A 19,214-nucleotide genomic window follows, 5' to 3' on the forward strand; every position below is an offset into this window, starting at 1 on the left:
ATGTTACTGAACTAACGTCCGCTGCCCATCAGCACGATACCGGCGAGAATGCAGATCGCACCGAATACCTGTGTCACACTGATGGGCTCGCTGAAAATAAAACGGCCGGCCAGCAACACAAACAGTACCGATAAACCAGTGTATACAGGATAGAGTATAGACACCGGGCTGCTGCGCAGCACGACGATGTAGTAAAAAAATATAAAGCCATACAGAGACAGCGCCAGAAAAACGCCTTTCCACTGCGTCTGCAACAGCTGAATATAGTTATCGTGCTGCTGCACGGACACCCATTTGAGCACGGCGTGCGAGGTGGCGAGCAAGGTTGCCAGCAGCAGTGCATGAGTCAGCACAGAAAGATATTTGCCTGCCATCATGGTGTTTCGTTCTCCTGCTGCGGGCTTTTGCCAGTCGACTGTCTGCGCTCGGGCAACAGACTCTTTTGCTGATCCACCAGATAGTTTGGTCGCCGTTTGACCTCATCGTAAATTCTGCCAATGTAAATTCCGATCAGGCCGACGCTGAACATCAACACGCTGCCGATCAACAGAATCAGCAGAATGACGGTGGTAAAACCATCAACAGCCCGGCCAGCCAGCTTGTCTGCCAGCGCCATGCCACCAATTACCAGGCTCAGCAGGAAGGTCATGCCGCCCAGCAGCGTGACAATCTGCAGCGGGAAGGCCGTGAAGGACGTGATGGACGCAATGGCGTAGCGGAACAGGGCTCCATTGCCCCAGGCAGAGCGTTTGCGTGTGGATTCCGGCACATCAAAACTCAATTGCACCGATGGAAAATTCATCCACTTGATGAGCCCGCGGAAGAAGCGTCCATGCTCGGGCAACGAGCAGTAGGCCTGTACGACCGACTGGTCCAGCAATTTAAAATCGGTGTCGCCAGAGATACTCAGTCGTGTCAGATAATTAAAAAGCGCATAGTACAGCTTGACCAGGGTTCCACGCATGCGGGTTTCATTACCGCGTGATTCCTTTACAGCTTCTACGACCGATGCTCCCTGCTGCCAGTGCGCAATCATGTCCGGGATCATTTTTGGCGGATGCTGCAGATCGCTGTCCATGACAATCGCCGCGTCATAATCCCGGGCCGCTCTCAGGCCAGCGGTAATCGCCGACTCCTTGCCAAAGTGTCGACTGAGACTCAGCAGTTTAACTTGTGGCTCGCTCTCCGCGAGATTACGGACCAGTGCCGCCGTATCGTCCGTAGAGCCATCGTCAACCACCATCAAGTCGAAACTGACATCTGTCACAGATGCCAGGTGGCCCTGAATGGTTTTCAGATTGGCAACAATATTGGCTGCCTCATTCAGCGCCGGAATGATGATCACGACCTGCTTCATGTTTTTACTCCCTGGACCAGGCTGTTTCAGGCCCGTCGCGAACTACCCGCTGCTGCGCGGAGTAGGTCATCCATCCTTCTGGCGATGTGTATCGAATATAAAATGGTGCTCCATCTGTCAACGTCGCGCGCAATTGACCAGCTGCAGGCGCCGGAATCACGCCAATGACGTCAGATACCAGATGGTACTGCCCATCACTGTAGGGCCCGAACTGCCAGGTGAAATACCCCCCCTGGTAGCCGTAACGCAGGTTCAGCGGCGCCTGCGGCCGCAGACTGTCCTCGTAGGCTGCCAGCCGACCCGGGACCTGTTCGGAAATGTCCACCATGCACTGACAATCCTGCTGCCAGCCGTAGAGCTGATCCACTCCAGACTGCTGCAGATAGATATCGTCGACGACAGTGACTGGTGACGAGCCCAGTCCCAGGCCCTGTTTGAAGTCTCTTAGCCCGGTGACGAACCAGAACGCAGGCACCACGTTCCCTGATGGAATCATGGCCACTGAATCATCCTGCTGCCAGAGAAATTGTCCCTGCACGTCGAATTCTTTGCCAACCGCTGCCAGGGCACTGCGGACGCTGAATCCCTGCACGGCCGCCGCCAGCGCCAGCAGACCAGTCAGCGCCACCGTGCCTGTGCCCGCCCAGCCCATCGACTCTGTAGTCGCCTGCCAGACCTGGCTGAGCATGTAGGCTATGGCAAAGCTTGTAGCCGCCCACACCACCAGCAGATAGCGGTCTGCCAGCACAATACCTGGTGACTGCACCAATGGCGCCAGAGGCAGCAACACCATGGCTGCCACGATTAGCATTCGCCAGGGCACATGGCGCTTAATGTAGAGGTATGTCACAAGCACCAGCACAGCGGCCAGCGTTAACACAGGCCACCATCCACCACCCAGCAGGCGCGGGAATCCGGCAAACGTAATCACAACCTGCTGAATAAACGCGCCTGAAAAAAAGCTTGCGGTTGAGGCATAACCACCCGTCACGCTTTCCAGCATCCAGCTGCGCCAGATTGCATAGAGCAAGGTGAGCAGAAAAAACGGAGCGGCTGCGCGCAGACGCTTTGCAAACGTCCCATCAGGAATGCAGAGCAGGATCAGCGGTAATGGCACGTAGACTTCTTTTGCCATGCAGGCCAGGGCGTAGCTGACCAGGGCAAGCACCAGCCACAGCACTGCACCACCACGAACAAAGCGAACGAAACCGTAAAGCGCCACCAGCGCCAGCACCAGGCCCTCTGCGTAGTGGCGCGTCATCAACTGCTGCGCAACCAGCAAGGTTGGCGTGCCAATCAAAAACAGTACACCGCCCAGCACCGCGAATCCGCCCCGACACCAGAACTTGAGACACAGGAACATCATCCAGGCGGCGGCCGCCAGCGCCAGCAGCTGATGCAGATAAAACATCGAGGGGGTCAGGCCAAACAGAATGAGGTCGACTTCGAAGCTGAGAATGAGCAGCGGAGTCAGGTTGGCGGGAGAAAACTGCTGCCATACTTCGGGGTTCGTGAAATCCTGCAGCCAGTTGAACTGGTGCGCATGCAGCAGAATCTGACTGTCATCCCAGCGCCAGCTGCCATCAAGCACGCCGAAATTGATGAGCAGCGCCAGCAGCACAAATCCGATGGCAGCCAGCAGGTATTGCATTGTTCTGGGCATCCGCACCATTATCCTGTTATGTTATTGCCGAATCTTCGCATGCTGCCCGCACTGGCAGCAAGCCAAAGTAAGCACACGCCAGTTGTAAGATGCCGGATTTGTGGTACCTTATGCCGCCTTTCCGGGCCCACCCAGCCCAAAGGCCATGGTTTTGTGTCATGGCACGCCTCATTGGGTATTGGCATCGGCTCTGATATTCTAGATATACAAACGCCCACTTAACTCTTGCACCAGTCACAAAGGTTCTCCGTCATGAAAATTGGCGTTCTGTCGCGCAATTCCAAGCTCTACTCAACACGACGTCTGGTCGAAGCAGCCAGGGAACGCGGCCATGATGCACGCGTCGTTGACGTGTTGAAGTGCTACATGAACATTACTGCCAATAATCCGACTGTGTTCTACAAGGGCAGTGGTGCGCCAGAAGCGCTGGAGTTTGACGCCGTGATACCGCGCATTGGCGCCAGTGTCACGCTGTATGGCGCGGCCGTACTGCGACAGTTCGAGGTGAGTGGCACCTATTCAGTCAATGAATCCATTGCAATTACCCGCTCTCGAGACAAGCTGCGCGCCCATCAATTGCTCGCGCGCCGAGGCATTGGCCAGCCCATTACCAGCTATGCACACTCTGCTGACGCCACGGCGGATCTTATTCAGTCGGTTGGCGGCGCGCCGCTGTTGGTCAAGGTCTTAAAGAGTACCCAGGGTAATGGTGTGGTGCTGGCCGAAACCAAAAAGGCCGCGGAGAGCCTGATCAATGCCTTCCGTGGCCTGGAAGCTGATTTTCTGGTGCAGGAGTTCATCAGGGAAGCTGCCGGCTCGGACATCCGCTGTTTTGTTGTCGGTGACAAGGTTGTAGCAGCGATGCAGCGTACCGCAGCAGCTGGCGAGTATCGCTCCAACCTGCACCGGGGTGGTTCTGCCGAGGTCGTCAAGCTACGGCCCGACGAGCGCAAACTGGCCACCAAGGCGGCGCAGGTGATGGGTCTGGATGTTGCCGGCGTCGATATCATTCGCTCCAATCATGGCCCGCTGGTGCTGGAGGTGAACTCATCGCCTGGCCTGGAAGGCATTGAGAGAGCGACTGGCAAGAATATCGCGGGTGCGATTATTGAGTATATCGAGAAGGATTCGCTCAAAGGCCCGAACAAAATGAAAGGCAAGGGATAGAAACAAAAAAGCCATCAGGACCGAAGTTCTGACGGCTTTTTTGGGGCGACGCGGGTGAATTGCGGCGCCGGTCTAAACTTACTTACTCGGCGTCTACCGGAGCGTGTATCGGGATGTTGATCAGCTCAGGTGCCAGTGTGCCATTAGCAACATTCATGGCGCGCGTCACAGCGGTGCGGTATTCACCCGGAGCCAGCTCGACCCACTGATCCTGATTGTTGTCCCAGACTGCTGTGACCGTGCGGTCTGCTGTCTGATACGCCAGCATGATGCGGCCAACACGGGTAATCGTCACCTCAGTCTCAACACCGTCGATTTCCATGGTGGTTTCGTAGGTGTCCAACGTTCTGCCGTAACCGCCCTCTGCCTGATACAGGGAAATAAGCAGGCTCAGCTTTTGCGCCAAAGGTGCTTCGGGGTTATCAACCAGACCGCGAATACGTGCCACCTGCTCGCGACGCTCTTCCAGCTCGAAGGGCAGATCTGCCTCAACAAACTGCTCGATGCTGCTCATCATGCGTTCGATCAGGTCATTCAGCGGTGAGCTTTCTTCGTTCGCCAGCAGGGCTGCATGTTCGATAGACTCTGCCATTTCGCCGATCAGCTGCTCCTGACGGGCAATACGCTGACGCAGCTGCTCATTCATCTCGACCAGAGCTACCAACTGGGCATTCGCCTGGTTGAACTGTTCCTGGACGGTTTGCGCGCTAACTGGTGTGCTCAGGGCAGCCAGAGTGATCGCGGCTGCAGCGACAGGTCCCAAAACGGTGGACCTGGAAAAGTAATGCAGGGACTTCATAATTATTCTTCCTCGTTGGGGACCCACATAGTAAATCAGATGGCCTGACGAAAACAACCCGCCGACCATGCCGATTTTTACGTTAAATGCTATTGACTGTACAGATGGCAGGCAACCAGACGATCCTCGTCCACCAGGGGCAACAAAGCAGGTGTCTGCTCCCGGCAGACCTGCATCACTTTGGGGCAACGGCCGGCAAATCGGCACCCTGCCGGCACATTCACAGGGCTTGGTATCTCGCCCTGAATTGTCGTCGAGGCGCGTTCGCGCTCTGTCACTGGATCAGGCTCGGGATTGGAGGCAATCAGCACTTCAGTATAGGGGTGGCGCGGCTGGAAGTAGACATCCTTGGCATTGCCGAGCTCGACCAGAGCACCCAGGTACATGACGGCCATACGATCACTGATGTAGCGAACCATGGACAGATCATGGGCAATAAACAGCATGGTCAGCCCCATCGAAGTCTTTAGATCGTTCAGTAGATTGACCACCTGAGCCTGCACAGACACATCCAGGGCAGATATCGGCTCGTCACAGACAACAAATTCTGGCGACATGATCAGCGCGCGGGCTATGCCTATACGTTGCCGCTGGCCACCGGAAAACTCATGTGGGTAGCGCGAAGCGTGAGCCGCGTTAAGGCCGACTTTTTCCAGCCACTCGCCCACTGTCTTCTGCTTCTGCGCTTTGCTCAGTGGTTTGCCGCGCAGGCCTTCACTGATGATTTCGCCTACTGTCATCCGTGGATTCAGCGACGAATACGGATCCTGGAATATCATCTGCATGCGACTGGCCATGCGCTGAAAGTCAGCAGCCCTGTAGTGTTTGGGCAGCTCCTCACCATCGTAGATTACACTTCCAGATGTCTTGTCGTGCAGGCCCATCAGCGTCTTGCCAAGTGAGGACTTGCCAGAACCGCTCTCTCCTACCAGCCCCAGCGTCTCACCGCGCTGAATTTCCAGCGAGATACCATCAACAGCATGCACGCGCTGCCCGCGCCCCAGATCAAAGTGTTTGGTGAGCTGGTCAAGTTTGACTAAAGCGCTCATGCGGTTACCTCATCTGTGCGGCGATACAGGCCAGAGACAGGCCTGGACTGCTGCGGATGCTGCAGCCAGCAACGCGACCGATGATCGCTGGCGATGGTGAATGCCGGCGGATCCTCACGTTGGCAAACCTGCATGGCAAACGGGCAGCGAGCACAGTAGGCGCAACCCTTGGGCGGCGAAAACAGATCGGGCGGGCTGCCGGGTATCGGTTGCAGGGTATGCGTCTCGTCGGATTCCTTACTCGGCATCGCAAGCTTCAGCCCCAATGTGTAGGGATGAGAGGACTTGGCGAACAGGTCATCCACGTTGGCATACTCCACCACCTGCCCGGCGTACATAACGGCTACTTTGTCAGCCATGCGTGCCACAACGGCAAGGTCGTGCGTGATCAGAATAATGGCCATGCCGGTCTCGCGCTGAATGTCCTTCAGCAGATCGAGAATCTGCGCCTGAATGGTCACATCCAGCGCCGTTGTTGGTTCATCGGCAATCAGCACAGATGGCTTGCAGGCGACGGCCATCGCAATCATGGCGCGCTGCAGCATGCCACCCGAGAATTCAAACGGATACTGCCTGGCGCGCTTGGCGGCTTCGGGTATGCGAACCAGCTCCAGCAACTCAATGGCGCGGGCAAATGCCTCACTACGGCTGTATCCGCGATGCACTTCCAGTGTCTCGGCAATCTGGTCGCCGATGCGCATGGTTGGATTCAGCGAGGACATCGGGTCCTGAAAAATCATGCCGATTTCATCGCCGCAAATCGCCTTGCCGTTCAAATGCGAACGACCCAGAAACGGTTCACCCCGCAAATGCGCGGTGCCGGCGGTGATTTTGCCCGGTGGCATCGGAATCAGCCCCATCACAGCCTGCATGGTCACGGACTTGCCGCAGCCAGACTCGCCAACAATCGCCAGAGTCTCGCCAGCATTCACACTGAAACTGATCCCGCGCACGGCCTGCACAATGCCGCCGTAAGTGGCAAACTGAACATGCAGATTGTCAACGCTCAACAACGCGCTCATTCGGAACTCCTCATTCTCGCATCCAGGGCATCGCGCAGGCCGTCGCCCAGCAGATTGAAGGCGAGCACGGTAATACTGATCATGGCAGCCGGGAAGATAAGTTCATGAGGATGCGTCAGCATGGTCTTCAGACCTTCGTTGCACATACTGCCCCAGGACGCCGTGGGTGGCGCGACACCCATGCCAATAAAGGACAGGAATGCCTCTGTAAAGATGGCAGTTGGCACCGCAAAGGTCAGGGTAACCAGAATGACACCCAGGGTGTTGGGAATCATATGGCGGGTAATCAGATACTTGTTGGATGCGCCCAGTAGCTTCGCGGCACTGACATAGGCTTCCTCTCGAATCTGCAGAATCTGCCCGCGCACCAGGCGCGCAGTGGCCGGCCAGGACAATATCACCAGCGCCACCAGCATCGGTATGATGCCGCTTTCGCCTGGTCCAATCCCAAATACGACCTGGAAAAGAATCATGAACAGCAGGAAGGGCAATGCCACCACAAAGTCAGCGAAACGCATAAACAGCTGATCCAGACGACCGCCAATGAATCCGGCAGTAGCGCCATAGACCACACCGAAGCTGACGAACAGCAGAGGCGCCAGCAGACCAATAAACAGGGATACCTGAGCGCCTGCCATAAGGCGGGCCAGCATGTCGCGACCGAGGTAGTCCGTACCCAGCGGGTGCCAGGCCAGCATGACCTCATCACCCGGCATTAATGCTGAAGGATCGTCAACCAGATTGCGGGCGATTACCTCATCGACAGTAATGACGCGCCTGACCTCGGCTGTCACCATCTGATAGCCACCCATGGGCTGCCCGTTGTCATTGAGCTCTACCAGCGAGTAATAATAGACGTCGGGTTGCAGATCGAGACGATCTTCGTAATAAGCCTGTGCCGGGTTCTCGATTTCCATCAATGGCAACCCTAGCGAATCCATGCCTTCCGGTTCGTAGATATTGCGATAAACGAGGTAACCGCCCGCAGTTAGCGACGCATCCCATTTCAGACGGACACTCTGGGTGTTGGGACTGTCAGCCACGCGCAGACCGCTCTGCCCCTGCGACTGCTGCCACTCAGTTACCCCATCCCAGGCGGAGAATGGTTCAACGACCAGTGCACGGCGATCTGCGCCGGGCGCCAGACTGATCTGGTCAATATCCTGCAGCGCTGGATCTACCCGCCACACCAGCGGCCCCACAAAAGTGAACAGAATAAGGCCTATAACCAGATACAGTGACACCAGCGCACGTTTGTTGGATTTCAGTCGTTGCCAGGCATCCTGCCAGTAGGAACGTGAAGGTCGCACCAGCACAGGCGCAGACGACTGGGTGCCGAGCACCTCAAAATCGGTGGGACGCAGGGTGGGCACAACGGCTGCCGATGGGTGTTTTGAATGTTGATCCATACCGTGACCTGATCCCCTTACTGCAGTCTGACGCGCGGATCAATCCAGCTGTAGACCAGATCCACCATGATGACCATGAACACCAGGAAAGCACCATAAAACACGGTGGTTCCCATGATGACGGTGTAGTCGAGTTGTTGCACCGCCTGAACGAAGTAACGTCCCAGGCCCGGAATGGCAAATACCAGCTCTACCACAAATCCACCGGTAGTGATGGCCGCAATGGCCGGACCGAGCACGGTAATCACTGGCATGACTGCATTGCGGAGCTGATGGCGCGCAAAAATGCGGGTGGGCGAAAGCCCCTTGGCCTTCGCCGTACGGATATAGTCAGCACTCATTACCTCAAGCATTGAGGAGCGCATCAGGCGTGTCATATAGGCCATGGTACCGAGACCAAGTACCAGCGCCGGCAACAGCATATGGCCCACCGTACCCCAGCCAGCCACCGGCAGAATCGAAAATCCCAGAACGTTGTTCACGTTTACCAGCGACAGCTGACCCAGCGCGGCAAATACGAAGCTGGGCACCGATATACCCAGGATGACCAGAAACATGATGATGTAGTCGGGCAGGCGATTTCGATACAGCGCTGTCAGGGCACCAAACAGGATGCCACCGGCTGCGGCAAACAGCACAGCAAGCAGACCAAGAGTCGCTGAAACAGGGAAATGCTCGCGAATGATGTCATTTACTTCACGATTCTGCTGCGTGTAGGAAATGCCGAAGTCGCCACGCAGCATGTTCCCCATAAAAATGAAGTACTGCTCAGTGACCGGCCGATCCAGGCCGTAGCGCGCCTCCAGGTTGGCGCGAATGACTTCGTTGGTGGCGCGCTCGCCAGACAATGGGTCGCCAGGAACGCTGTGCATGCCAAAAAACGTGGCGGTGGCAATAAACCAGACAGTGATTACACCCTGTAACAGGCGTTTAAGGGTATACAACCACATTTATTGTTCTTCTCCTGCGTCGGCATCAATCCAGGCATTGGTGAAGTCAGTTTCTGCACCAAACACGTGACGAACGATGCCCTTGACCCGGGGATCTGTCACGTACACATAGCCACGCTCGTAGTCTGGCATGATCACTGCCTGATCGCGGATGATGCGATGGATTTCACCAAAGGCATCTGTGCGCTCCTGCGGATCAAGCGAACTTTGTGCGATTCTGACCTGGGCATCCAGCTCAGGGTTGCTGTAGCGGCCTCGGTTATTAAGGTTCCAGGACGCGAAAAGATCAGCAAAGGTCAGCGGATCGTTGTAGTCCGGCCCCCAGCCAGCGCCAACCAGGTCAAAATCGCCAGCCGTCATTTTCTCCAGTCGCTGTCGAAACACCTGCCTGTCGATCAGCAGCTCGATACCAAGATAGCGCCGGAATACTTCCTGATAGTACTCCGACTGAATGCGGGCTACCGGTGTATCGCTGGAGAGAAAAACCAGTGGTGGCAACTCTTCCAGCCCGAGTTCATCCAGCGCCATCTGCAGGTGTTCGCGGGCCTTTTCAACATCTCGCTGCAGCGGTGGCAGCGGGTATTCCTCTCGCAATGAACCATCCATACCCTGAACCCAGCGTGGGAACAGCGTCTCGGCAGGCACATATCCGGGCAATTTGATAACACGATTCACCAGTTCGCTGGGGTCATGGACCAGCAGCATGGCTTTGCGCAGATTAAGGTTACGCGTCAGCCGTTCAGGGCGATGATTGAATTCGGCATAGAAGGTAGTGCCTTCCATGAACTGGCTCAGCGGCCAGCGCTGGAACATGGCCTCCTCAAGCATTTCGGAGGTCAGATCGGCAATCACGATCTGGCCGTCCTTGAACAGATTCTGCAGGGTATTGGAGTCGCTGGTCATGTGGGCGTAATCAATACCATCCAGCTTGATCCGGTCCGCGTCCCAGTAATAGGGGTTCTTGCGCAACTGCATGCTCGCGCCATGCACCCAGCTGGTCATGATGAAGGGCCCGTTGTAGATCATCTGGTCTGCGTCAGCGCCGTAACGGCCATTCGTCTGTTCGAAGAATTCCTGATTGACCGGCATGAAGGTCATATAGGCCACCATACGGTCGAAGTAGGCAATCGGGGTTTCCAGCGTGACCACCAGCGTATGATCATCTACCGCCTCGACACCGACTTCATCAGTGGAGACTTCGCCATTATTGGCGGCTTCGGCATTCAGGATGGGATACAGCAGAAAGGCATACTGGGACCCTGTAGCAGGTGCCAGCACGTTCTTCCATGCAAATTCGAAGTCATGGGCGGTGACCGGCTCGCCGTTACTCCAGCGGGCATCGTCACGCAGCCAGAATGTAACGGTTCTGCCGTCCTGCTCCCAGCGCTCGGCAACACCCGGCGCCAGCTCGCTGTTCTCGTCGTAGCGCAGCAGACCTTCCATAACATGCGCCATGACCATGCTGCTGATGGCATCACTGGAGCGCATGCTGTTCATCTGAGGAGGTTCTTCGCGCAGATAGGAGGTGATGATGTTGTTTTCCACATCAACGGCTTCGCGCGACATGCCGGCCGCGCTGCTAGTCAGGCTGGCCAGATAATTCAAGCCAAACATGGCCACCACCAGCGCGAGTACTACAACAGCCGCATAGATCGCCAGCTGCCTGGCTGCGGCGCGGGTCATGCGGTCACCGGGTGCCGGCACTGTAGATGATGGGTCTGTCGTTGGCAGGGATTCGGACTGCTTCATATCGAATTCAATCAGGTCAAGGCAAGCCCCAAGCATAACCCAGCGCGTTTGCGCGCGTCGATAGTCTGTGACATAAAATTGAATGAATTCATATTAACGGCAAATAGCCCGGGGAATTACCCAAAATTACCCGCTTTTTTCCACAGTCCGCGCCACAAACCACTGGAATATCGCTCAATTGAGAGTAGAATTACCATCACCGCATAGTCCCTTATGAACTCTCGTTGCAAGCCATGCTGCATCAGGCGTTGCAACTGAAACGAAAATCGAGAAAGAAGGACACCGATCATGCATCAGATAACACCTAAAAAACTGACGCTGGCCATTGCCGTCTGCGGCCTGGCCGCGTTCACCGTTTTGGGCGCACAGGCTGCTGAAGCGAAGTCCAAGAATCAGGCTGAAGTGACCAACGCCTCCGATTCGAACAACAAAGCGCGCGGCCACGATCACGACGGACCCGGCAAGGGTCACCCGGACCACAAGGGCAAAGGCCATGGGCACAACCATGGAGGCAGTGATCACGACGATGACGGCGACAATAAAGGCAAGGGAAAAGATAAAGATCGTGGTCATGATCACGACGGACCCGGCAAGGGTCACCCGGACCATAAGGGCAAAGGCCATGGGCACAACCATGGTAGCAATGATGACGACGACAGCGCTGGCAGCGGCGATGATGTCGCTGTTGTAGACGGCAATTGCGCCATTTACCGCGCAGGACAGCATATCGTAGTGGGCAGTGTCTGTGTGACGCTGGACGGCGACAACCTGCTGGTAGACTACATTCTGGAAGATGGCTGGGAACTGTCCGAGCCGCACCTGTGGGTTGGAACATCCCTGGATGATGCGCCCACCACCAGAAAAGGCAGCCCAAGCCCGGGGCAATTTCCCTATACGGCGAGTGTGATGGGCGTTGGTACCCACACGTTCACGATTCCCGCCAGCGATCTGGGCATTGATCCGGAAAGCTATTGCGCCGACCCCTCCGCACTGCTGGTTGCAGCTCATGGTGTCGTCTCTAAATCCGGACAGACCGAATCAGCCTGGGCAGGTGAAACCCGCTTCACAGAGAAAGGCAGCTGGGCGACCTACTTCGGTGTCAACGCCGAATGCGCGAACGATGATGATGACGATGACAACGGCAGCGGGCTGCCCGAAAACTGCGGTATTACCGATACGCGTAGCGTCGGTCTGCCTCTGGTCTTCAATGGCTCAGGGCAGTCATTTGTTCTGACTGACTCACTTGATGTAGGTGCAGCTTACGGCAATGGCACGATTTCGTCAGCCGGTGTCGGCGCCTTCGGCATGATCCTGTCGCCAGTTACTGGTTTCGACATCCGCCGCGTTGATTTGTATGTGGGCGCCCAGGGCTCTTACACAGTTGATCAACCGATAACTTACAGCATTGATACAACCGCACCCTTCAGCGGAGGGCTGTTCTGGACTGGCGACGTTAACACGGTCATCATTCCATCGATTGCTGTGTCGGGGGCCAGCGATGTTGCCGCCTTCGTGACCATCTGCGCGGAGGGTGCAGGTGAACAGGAATAATCCAGTTTAAGTCACTGGCAAACAAAAAGCCGCCACGGGTCAAGCCCTTGGCGGCTTTTTTATTACTGTGACAAGTTTATTGCTGTGACAGCAAGCCCTGTGGCGTTACCTGACGCGATACAATACCTGCACATCACCATCAGTAATCTGATGCATTTCATCGGGCGTCTCGAATTCGATTGCACTGACAACCTGCTGCCCCATGGCATTCAGGCGGATATGATTATCATCGACCCATTCATAGGGAAAGCTGATACCAAAATCGCGCACGGTGACCTCGCTGACACTGTATTCCAGCGTCACCGCCTGCCCTTCAAACTCCGCCGTCCAGGTGCCCTGAATCAGAACCTGCTTGGAAGGCTGCTGAGAGGCACAAGCCGCCAGCAACAAACACACGGATGAGGTTAACAACAGGCGTCCCGGCGCGATCATGCAATACTCCTGATTAAATACTGACGCCGCTGTCCAGCGTCATTTATACGGTTGGGTTGGATTCAGAGCTGTAATAGACTACGCGACAATCCCTGTTTCGCCAACTTACTGTCTGGAATTGTCATGACCGACCTGAAGCCCGGTACTTACCGCCACTACAAAGGACCACTATACGATGTGATCGGCGTAGCCCGTCACAGCGAAACCGAGGAAGCGCTGGTGGTGTACCGGCCACAGTATGGCGAACGCGGCCTGTGGGTCAGGCCGCTGACCATGTTTACTGAAACCGTCAGTATTGATGGAAAGCATGTGCCCAGGTTTGCGTATTGCGAAGAGCAGTCCTGAGCTACTGCCAGGACAGCATCAACCAGCCTGACGCTGCTCCAGCTTGGCTGCCAGCTTTTCCTGTCGTCGTCGCCTGATGACGGCTGACATAGGTTCACCAATGTGATGCTCACCCCGCTCCCGGGCCAGCTGCATCTGGCGCTCGCGCTCGGCATAGCGACGCAGCTGTTCCTGGCTGTGCCTGTCGTGGCAATGCGGGCAGCTGATGCCCGGACGGAAATGCTCCGAGGCTTTTTCCTCATCCGTGATGGGCATGCGGCAGGCATGGCACTGATCGTAAGAGCCGCGCTCCAGCTGATGGTTAACCGTCACCCGATTGTCGAACACGAAACACTCACCCTGCCACAGTGACTGCTCCTGCGGCACTTCCTCCAGATATTTGAGGATGCCACCTTCCAGGTGGTAGACCTCTTCAAAACCCTGTTGTTTGAGGAATGCAGTCGACTTCTCGCAGCGAATGCCGCCGGTGCAGAACATGGCCACTTTTTTGTGTTTCTGCGGATTGAGATTCTGCTTCACATAGCGCGGGAATTCACGGAAGGCGTCGGTTTCCGGGTTGATCGCCCCTTTGAAGGTGCCAATCTGGTACTCGTAGTCATTACGCGTGTCGATTACCGTCACATCCGGGTCGGATATCAGGGCGTTCCAGTCCGCCGGTTTCACGTAGGTGCCGACAATATGGCAGGGATCGATATCTTCCACGCCCATGGTCACGATCTCATTCTTGAGTTTGACCTTGGTGCGGTAGAAAGGATTGTCTTCCGTGTAGGATTCTTTGACTTCCAGTGCGGCCAGACGATCGTCATTGCGCAGCCAGGCCAGCACGGCGTCGATGCCCTCGCGCGAACCTGCGATGGTGCCGTTAATGCCTTCACGCGCCAGCAGCAAGGTACCTTTGACCTGGTTATCCAGCATCACGCGATGCAGTGGTGCGCGTAAATCTGTGAAATCTTCCAATCGTGCAAAGCGGTACATGGCCGCCACTACTACCGAGCCTGTCATTCCTGCCAATCTCCTGTCTGCCCTCCGGAACGTAAATCCGGTGCTTAACGAAAAACGGGGCGCATTCTATACCATATCGAGCTCGTGCTCATTGATTATTCGCAAGAATTCCTCACCGTACTTGCTCAACTTGCCCTGCCCGACACCATTAACCGCCAGCAGTTGCTGCGCATTCAGGGGCCGCAACTGCACCATGTCCAGCAAGGTTTTATCGTGAAAGATCACGTAGGGCGGCACATCATGTTCGTCCGCCAACTGCTTGCGGCACTGACGCAATGCCTCCCATAGACGCCTGTCCTCAGGCAGCAGCACCTCGCCACGGTCGCCGGATCGACGCCGTCCGCCTGCCACGTCGCTGATATCCTCACGCAGACGCAGGCGTTCATCACCGCGCAGCACTGGGCGCGCCTTCTCTGTCAGATACAGACCACCAAAGCTGGTGTGATCCACGCCCAGATAACCGCGCGCCACAAGCTGCCTGAATACTGACTGCCAGTGCGCTTTATCAAGCTCGCGACCAATGCCGAATGTCGTCACACGATGGTGTCCATTACTCAGCACTCGCTCGCTTTCAACCCCGCTCAGCACCTCAATCAGATACGCTACGCCAAAGCGCTGCCCGGTCCGGTAGACGCATGACAGTGCCTTTTGCGACGCCTCGGTGCCATCCCATGTCGGGGGCGGATTCAGACAGGTGTCGCAATTGCCGCACTGCTCCGGTGCCTGCTCGCCAAAATACTGCCGCAGCGCCTGCCGGCGACAGCTTGTGATCTCGCACAGTCCAAGCATGGCATCCAGCCGGATCCGTTCCAGACGTTTGAACTGTTCATTGCCCTGCGATCCATCCATCATCTGCCGCAGTTTGATCACATCCTGCAGACCATAGACCATCCAGGCCGTGGCTGGTTCCCCATCACGTCCAGCGCGACCGGTCTCCTGATAGTAGGACTCGACGCTGCGCGGGAGATCCAGGTGCACTATAAATCGAACATCGGGCTTGTCTATGCCCATCCCAAAGGCGATGGTTGCCACCACAATCACACCATCTTCCCGCAGGAAGCGCTGCTGATTGCGCAATCGCTCTTCAGCGCTGAGACCGGCGTGATATGGCAGCGCATCAAAACCCTGCTGCTGCAGCCATGCAGCGGTCTCTTCGGTCTTGCGCCGTGACAGACAGTAGATGATGCCGGCATCGCCGCTGTGCTCTCGGCGCAGGAAATCGATCAACTGCTGGCGCGGATTGCGTTTCTGGGTGATGCGATACTGAATATTGGGTCGATCAAAACCCGACACAAAATGCCGGGCATCTTCCAGCGCCAGCCTTTCAATAATCTCCTGTCTCGTTGCGGTATCAGCCGTTGCTGTCAGAGCCACCCGGGGTATCAATGGGAAGCGCTGCTGCAGTACCGACAATGTCAGGTAGTCTGAACGAAAATCATGTCCCCACTGTGACACGCAGTGCGCCTCATCAATGGCAAACAGGGCAATCTCCAGTGAGTCCAGCAGATCGAGAGTGGATGGCTGGCTAAGCCGCTCCGGCGCCAGGTACAGCAGGTCAAGCTGACCCGCACGCAATGCCCGCATGGTCTCACCGTATTGTTCCGGGCTTAATGAGGAGTTGATGAAACCAGCGCGCACACCCAGTTCGCGCAGGGCATCTACTTGATCCTGCATCAGGGCAATGAGCGGGGATATGACGATGCCAACGCCCGGCCGGACGATGGAGGGAACCTGGTAACAGAGTGATTTGCCACCACCGGTGGGCATCAAGACCAATGCGCTGTGACCAGCGACAAGCGTATCAACAATTTCAGCCTGGGCACCACGGAACTGTTCGTAGCCGAATATTTCCCGCAGTACGGCCAATGCCCTGGACGACTCGCTCATGCGATCAGCGTCCGGCCTGGAGTCGCTCCCGGTAGGCAGGCAGACGTTCTTTTAGCTTGGCGGTGTTCGCGGGCCCGATGCGTATCAGCTGCTTGTCGACCGGGTCCATATCTTCAATCCTGGTATCGGCATACAGGAACATCACAGAAGGCTTGATCAACTGGAAGGGCCCTTCCGGCAGCTGGACCTCCATAACCTGATCGATAGCACGCACCAGAACTGCATCAAAATCTTCCTGAAAGCCGATTTCGGCGTAGGCTTCCTGGAACAGTGGTTTGAATGCACGATAAATCGACATGGCTGCCTGCGGCTCGATACTCACCAGCGTGTCGATGAGCGTATCAAAGCGTCTGTGCGTGGCCGGGTCCATTTCAAACAGATTCTCGTCTACTTCTGTGGCCACAAAATCAGACGGAATGTCGCGCAGTGGGTAGTCCAGCTGGGGCAACTCACCGGTTGAGGCATTGTGCACAAACACAACGAATTTACGGATTACATCATCAGGTGCCATCAATCGCATCAGGCTGGCACCCAGCTCAATTTCAGCCAGCCGGGCAAACAGCTCGGCGTCACTGGCGTTAAGAGATGGCAGGGGCTCAGCGTCTGGCAGATCGGCTTCCGGCTCCGCAGGCGTAATCTCCACCGGATCAACCTCGACCAGAGCCTCGGCGGGCTCAGTTTCGGTGATGGTAGGCGCCGGATCGGGCGTGGTTGTCACGGGCCGCGGAATGGGCGTATCCAGTTCCGTCGTGCGGGTCTCCGACGGCGGCTCAAAGGTCATCGCCAGATAGATCAGGAATACGACGCCGATCAGCGACAGTGCAGCAAAGATAGCTAATGTTTTATGTGCCATAGTGACAACTATTCTGGCACAACGCTAATGACAGGGGCAAGACAACGATTGCGGACATCACTACTTTGCCCGCAATCGTCAGATTGAGACCACAAACTGGTAATGAGCCAGTACAGGCTCGGAACCTCATCAGCGCGATGCCGTTGCTGTCCGTCGCTGAAAACCCAGATCTGCCATATTATCAGCCAGATCCTGGCCGGCTGTGTTGGGGTTGGTCTGTTTGTCTATTTTCACTACCACGCCGTTCACGTCAATGTAGTAGGTCCAGCGATTGGCAAATCCCCGTTCACTGAGCACACCGTAGTCAGCCGTCATGGTTTTCTGCGGGTCGGCCAGAACCGGAAAATCGAGGCCATATTCGGTGGCGAATTCGGTATTTTTCTCAGCAGTGTCGACGCTGGCCATGAAGTACGCGACATCAAAGCTTTTGATTTCGTCGCTGCTGTCGCGGATTGCCTTGCACTGAATGGTGCAGCCGCCAGTAAAGGCAGCCGGGAAGAATGCCAGCACTACCGGCTGTTTGCCTACAAACTGCGACAGGCTGTAGGTATTGCCGTCAGAAGCCTGCAGCGTGAAATCAGGAGCTTTGTCTCCAACCTCCAGTGCCTGTGCGAATGGCAGCGCCAGCGCAGCCAGCAAACCGATGGCCACTACGGCGAACCGGCGGGTTAATGCTGTAGATGTATTTTTCATGCCAAAACTCCTGTTATTAGTGTTGTTTTGCGATCAGACCTGCTTCGGCTACCAGGACCTGAAAGCGGCGCGACTGGCTTCACGTTGCAACTCTGAAACCACCTGGTCAATCTGAGCGAGACGATTGTTGACCTCATCGCTACGCTGGCTGACAAAATCTGGATGCGTCACCATGAACTGCTCCATCTCCCGCCGGGTTGTCAGCAGATTGGCGCGCGTGCGCTCCAGTTCGTGGCGACGCTGATTGGCAGCTGAATTGTAGAAATCCGGATTGCTGACTCGCTGCTGCCAGCACACGCGCTGCGCACCGCCATTGCCATCCGAGACCATACGGCAGACGGTCTGCATTACATAACGAGGTTCGGACGGAAAAATGTCCCTCATGCCCTGGTAGGCGACATGGCGTGCAATCTCGATATCAGTCTGCAGCATGGTGTCCAGCAGCTCCCAGTGCAGCGCGGGGTCTGACTGCTCACTGGCGGTGGCAAGTGCCTGCTCGTGTGCAAGATTCAGATCATGCAATTGCCGGATCTGAAAATCATTTCCCGGCCGGCTCAAAAGATTGTGGCGTGAGGCCTGCAGGTACCATTCGCTGCGGGCAAGCAGCGCATCGATGTATTCTGGTGACTGAGGGTCCTGCTGATGGGTTGCCAGGGAGAAGCGCAGGTGTTCGTAGTCGTCCACCTTTTCCCAGTCCTGAAGGCCGCTGTGAGCCGCTATCAGCCCATCCAGCACAGCCAGCTGCTGCGCGCTGTACAGACCATCCGTGACGCGGGCCAGCTGCAACGCCCGCGCGTATACATCGGCAGCTTCCTGGTGGCGATCCAGCCTGAGCAATGCAGAACCCAGATCCCGTTGAACCTCCAGCAGGGCCGGGTCATATAACCCCAGTGAGTTGGTCAGATTGTCCAGCTGCGCTATCAGCCCGGCAGCGTCACGCTCCCACTGCAGCCGCTCAGGATCTACCTCTGGTGTCGCTTCGACCTCAGAAACGTCCATACTTCCTGCAGATCCTGGCTCAGAATCGCCGGACTGGTTTTGCGCAATGGCCGGAAGTGTCTGCAAGACCAGAAAAGATACAAGCAATACCGCCAACGCGCGGCCGACGCTGGCCGCGAGAGGTGTCGCTCTGCTGACTGACAGCAGACGGTGCTGGCTGGAAATGGCCTGAATCATGGTGTGTCGCAGCAACCTCACAAGAATGTGCCTGGGTCTGGTAGATGACCGCAGTGCCAACAGGCTTCGTTCACCAGCCTTCAGTATACGCCAGCGCGCACGGATTGGCA

Annotated in this window: 18 protein-coding genes; 3 read left to right on the forward strand and 15 right to left on the reverse strand. The window is 56.4% G+C overall.

Annotated elements, in window-relative coordinates; all coding sequences use genetic code 11:
* Window positions 1-11: 11 nt before the first annotated feature.
* Genes QGM61_RS02065 through QGM61_RS02075 form a run of 3 tightly spaced genes read right to left on the reverse strand, consistent with a single transcriptional unit; the run spans window position 12 to window position 3,020 of the window.
* Window positions 12-377: a DMT family transporter gene (locus QGM61_RS02065; RefSeq protein WP_237133060.1), complete on the reverse strand. Its 366-nt coding sequence runs from the start codon at window positions 375-377 to the stop codon at window positions 12-14.
* Window positions 374-1,357: a glycosyltransferase family 2 protein gene (locus QGM61_RS02070; protein ID WP_281131704.1), complete on the reverse strand. Its 984-nt coding sequence runs from the start codon at window positions 1,355-1,357 to the stop codon at window positions 374-376. Before QGM61_RS02070 ends, QGM61_RS02065 begins: the two co-directional genes overlap by 4 nt.
* Window positions 1,358-1,361: 4 nt before the next feature.
* Complete coding sequence (locus QGM61_RS02075; RefSeq protein WP_281131705.1) at window positions 1,362-3,020, reverse strand: hypothetical protein; 1,659 nt, start codon at window positions 3,018-3,020, stop codon at window positions 1,362-1,364.
* A gap of 252 nt (window positions 3,021-3,272) precedes the next feature.
* Between QGM61_RS02075 and rimK the strand changes: the two genes are divergently transcribed.
* Window positions 3,273-4,187 (forward strand): 30S ribosomal protein S6--L-glutamate ligase, encoded by a 915-nt coding sequence (gene rimK, locus QGM61_RS02080; protein ID WP_281131706.1) that lies wholly within the window; start codon window positions 3,273-3,275, stop codon window positions 4,185-4,187.
* 82 nt (window positions 4,188-4,269) lie between these two features.
* On the opposite strand, the gene QGM61_RS02085 is transcribed toward rimK, so the two are convergent.
* The 6 genes from QGM61_RS02085 to QGM61_RS02110 form a co-directional block, all read right to left on the reverse strand.
* Window positions 4,270-4,986, reverse strand: coding sequence for a DUF3450 domain-containing protein (locus QGM61_RS02085; protein ID WP_281131707.1), 717 nt, complete (start codon window positions 4,984-4,986; stop codon window positions 4,270-4,272).
* 89 nt (window positions 4,987-5,075) lie between these two features.
* Window positions 5,076-6,035 (reverse strand): ABC transporter ATP-binding protein, encoded by a 960-nt coding sequence (locus tag QGM61_RS02090; RefSeq protein ID WP_237133055.1) that lies wholly within the window; start codon window positions 6,033-6,035, stop codon window positions 5,076-5,078.
* Complete coding sequence (locus tag QGM61_RS02095; protein WP_237133054.1) at window positions 6,032-7,057, reverse strand: ABC transporter ATP-binding protein; 1,026 nt, start codon at window positions 7,055-7,057, stop codon at window positions 6,032-6,034. Before QGM61_RS02095 ends, QGM61_RS02090 begins: the two co-directional genes overlap by 4 nt.
* On the reverse strand, window positions 7,054-8,466 hold the full coding sequence (locus QGM61_RS02100; protein WP_281131708.1) for an ABC transporter permease: 1,413 nt from the start codon (window positions 8,464-8,466) through the stop codon (window positions 7,054-7,056). The genes QGM61_RS02095 and QGM61_RS02100 overlap by 4 nt, the downstream gene beginning before the upstream one ends.
* Window positions 8,467-8,483: 17 nt before the next feature.
* Complete coding sequence (locus tag QGM61_RS02105) at window positions 8,484-9,416, reverse strand: ABC transporter permease (RefSeq protein ID WP_237133052.1); 933 nt, start codon at window positions 9,414-9,416, stop codon at window positions 8,484-8,486.
* Entirely contained in the window at window positions 9,417-11,165 is a 1,749-nt protein-coding gene (locus tag QGM61_RS02110; protein ID WP_281131709.1) for a peptide ABC transporter substrate-binding protein, read from the reverse strand.
* A 288-nt stretch (window positions 11,166-11,453) separates the two neighbouring features.
* Between QGM61_RS02110 and QGM61_RS02115 the strand changes: the two genes are divergently transcribed.
* Entirely contained in the window at window positions 11,454-12,716 is a 1,263-nt protein-coding gene (locus tag QGM61_RS02115) for a hypothetical protein (RefSeq protein WP_281131710.1), read from the forward strand.
* A gap of 105 nt (window positions 12,717-12,821) precedes the next feature.
* Here the strand turns inward: QGM61_RS02115 and QGM61_RS02120 are convergent, their stop codons facing one another.
* Complete coding sequence (locus tag QGM61_RS02120; RefSeq protein ID WP_237133049.1) at window positions 12,822-13,148, reverse strand: hypothetical protein; 327 nt, start codon at window positions 13,146-13,148, stop codon at window positions 12,822-12,824.
* A 123-nt stretch (window positions 13,149-13,271) separates the two neighbouring features.
* Between QGM61_RS02120 and QGM61_RS02125 the strand changes: the two genes are divergently transcribed.
* Entirely contained in the window at window positions 13,272-13,493 is a 222-nt protein-coding gene (locus QGM61_RS02125) for a DUF1653 domain-containing protein (RefSeq protein WP_237133048.1), read from the forward strand.
* A gap of 18 nt (window positions 13,494-13,511) precedes the next feature.
* On the opposite strand, the gene QGM61_RS02130 is transcribed toward QGM61_RS02125, so the two are convergent.
* From QGM61_RS02130 to QGM61_RS02150, 5 genes are all read right to left on the reverse strand, one after another.
* Window positions 13,512-14,495, reverse strand: coding sequence for a rhodanese-related sulfurtransferase (locus QGM61_RS02130; protein WP_281131711.1), 984 nt, complete (start codon window positions 14,493-14,495; stop codon window positions 13,512-13,514).
* Between the two features lie 66 nt (window positions 14,496-14,561).
* Window positions 14,562-16,382, reverse strand: a complete 1,821-nt coding sequence (recQ, locus tag QGM61_RS02135; RefSeq protein WP_237133046.1) for a DNA helicase RecQ — start codon at window positions 16,380-16,382, stop codon at window positions 14,562-14,564.
* Window positions 16,383-16,386: 4 nt separating this feature from the next.
* Window positions 16,387-17,235, reverse strand: a complete 849-nt coding sequence (locus tag QGM61_RS02140; RefSeq protein ID WP_237133045.1) for a DUF3014 domain-containing protein — start codon at window positions 17,233-17,235, stop codon at window positions 16,387-16,389.
* Window positions 17,236-17,364: 129 nt separating this feature from the next.
* Window positions 17,365-17,928 (reverse strand): peroxiredoxin, encoded by a 564-nt coding sequence (locus QGM61_RS02145; protein WP_281131712.1) that lies wholly within the window; start codon window positions 17,926-17,928, stop codon window positions 17,365-17,367.
* A 48-nt stretch (window positions 17,929-17,976) separates the two neighbouring features.
* Window positions 17,977-19,125 (reverse strand): hypothetical protein, encoded by a 1,149-nt coding sequence (locus QGM61_RS02150; protein ID WP_281131713.1) that lies wholly within the window; start codon window positions 19,123-19,125, stop codon window positions 17,977-17,979.
* Between the last annotated feature and the right edge of the window lie 89 nt (window positions 19,126-19,214).

The sequence above is a fragment of the Pseudohongiella sp. SYSU M77423 genome (assembly GCF_029911965.1).
Classification (GTDB): Bacteria; Pseudomonadota; Gammaproteobacteria; order Pseudomonadales; family Pseudohongiellaceae; genus Pseudohongiella.

What these genes read in the sequence shown, in the direction of transcription:
- QGM61_RS02065 (WP_237133060.1), bottom strand. Translation starts at nt 377, where the DNA reads ATGATGGCAGGCAAATATCTTTCTGTGCTGACTCATGCACTGCTGCTG.
- QGM61_RS02070 (WP_281131704.1), bottom strand. Translation starts at nt 1,357, where the DNA reads ATGAAGCAGGTCGTGATCATCATTCCGGCGCTGAATGAGGCAGCCAAT.
- QGM61_RS02075 (WP_281131705.1), bottom strand. Translation starts at nt 3,020, where the DNA reads ATGCCCAGAACAATGCAATACCTGCTGGCTGCCATCGGATTTGTGCTG.
- rimK (WP_281131706.1), top strand. Translation starts at nt 3,273, where the DNA reads ATGAAAATTGGCGTTCTGTCGCGCAATTCCAAGCTCTACTCAACACGA.
- QGM61_RS02085 (WP_281131707.1), bottom strand. Translation starts at nt 4,986, where the DNA reads ATGAAGTCCCTGCATTACTTTTCCAGGTCCACCGTTTTGGGACCTGTC.
- QGM61_RS02090 (WP_237133055.1), bottom strand. Translation starts at nt 6,035, where the DNA reads ATGAGCGCTTTAGTCAAACTTGACCAGCTCACCAAACACTTTGATCTG.
- QGM61_RS02095 (WP_237133054.1), bottom strand. Translation starts at nt 7,057, where the DNA reads ATGAGCGCGTTGTTGAGCGTTGACAATCTGCATGTTCAGTTTGCCACT.
- QGM61_RS02100 (WP_281131708.1), bottom strand. Translation starts at nt 8,466, where the DNA reads ATGGATCAACATTCAAAACACCCATCGGCAGCCGTTGTGCCCACCCTG.
- QGM61_RS02105 (WP_237133052.1), bottom strand. Translation starts at nt 9,416, where the DNA reads ATGTGGTTGTATACCCTTAAACGCCTGTTACAGGGTGTAATCACTGTC.
- QGM61_RS02110 (WP_281131709.1), bottom strand. Translation starts at nt 11,165, where the DNA reads ATGAAGCAGTCCGAATCCCTGCCAACGACAGACCCATCATCTACAGTG.
- QGM61_RS02115 (WP_281131710.1), top strand. Translation starts at nt 11,454, where the DNA reads ATGCATCAGATAACACCTAAAAAACTGACGCTGGCCATTGCCGTCTGC.
- QGM61_RS02120 (WP_237133049.1), bottom strand. Translation starts at nt 13,148, where the DNA reads ATGATCGCGCCGGGACGCCTGTTGTTAACCTCATCCGTGTGTTTGTTG.
- QGM61_RS02125 (WP_237133048.1), top strand. Translation starts at nt 13,272, where the DNA reads ATGACCGACCTGAAGCCCGGTACTTACCGCCACTACAAAGGACCACTA.
- QGM61_RS02130 (WP_281131711.1), bottom strand. Translation starts at nt 14,495, where the DNA reads ATGACAGGCTCGGTAGTAGTGGCGGCCATGTACCGCTTTGCACGATTG.
- recQ (WP_237133046.1), bottom strand. Translation starts at nt 16,382, where the DNA reads ATGAGCGAGTCGTCCAGGGCATTGGCCGTACTGCGGGAAATATTCGGC.
- QGM61_RS02140 (WP_237133045.1), bottom strand. Translation starts at nt 17,235, where the DNA reads ATGGCACATAAAACATTAGCTATCTTTGCTGCACTGTCGCTGATCGGC.
- QGM61_RS02145 (WP_281131712.1), bottom strand. Translation starts at nt 17,928, where the DNA reads ATGAAAAATACATCTACAGCATTAACCCGCCGGTTCGCCGTAGTGGCC.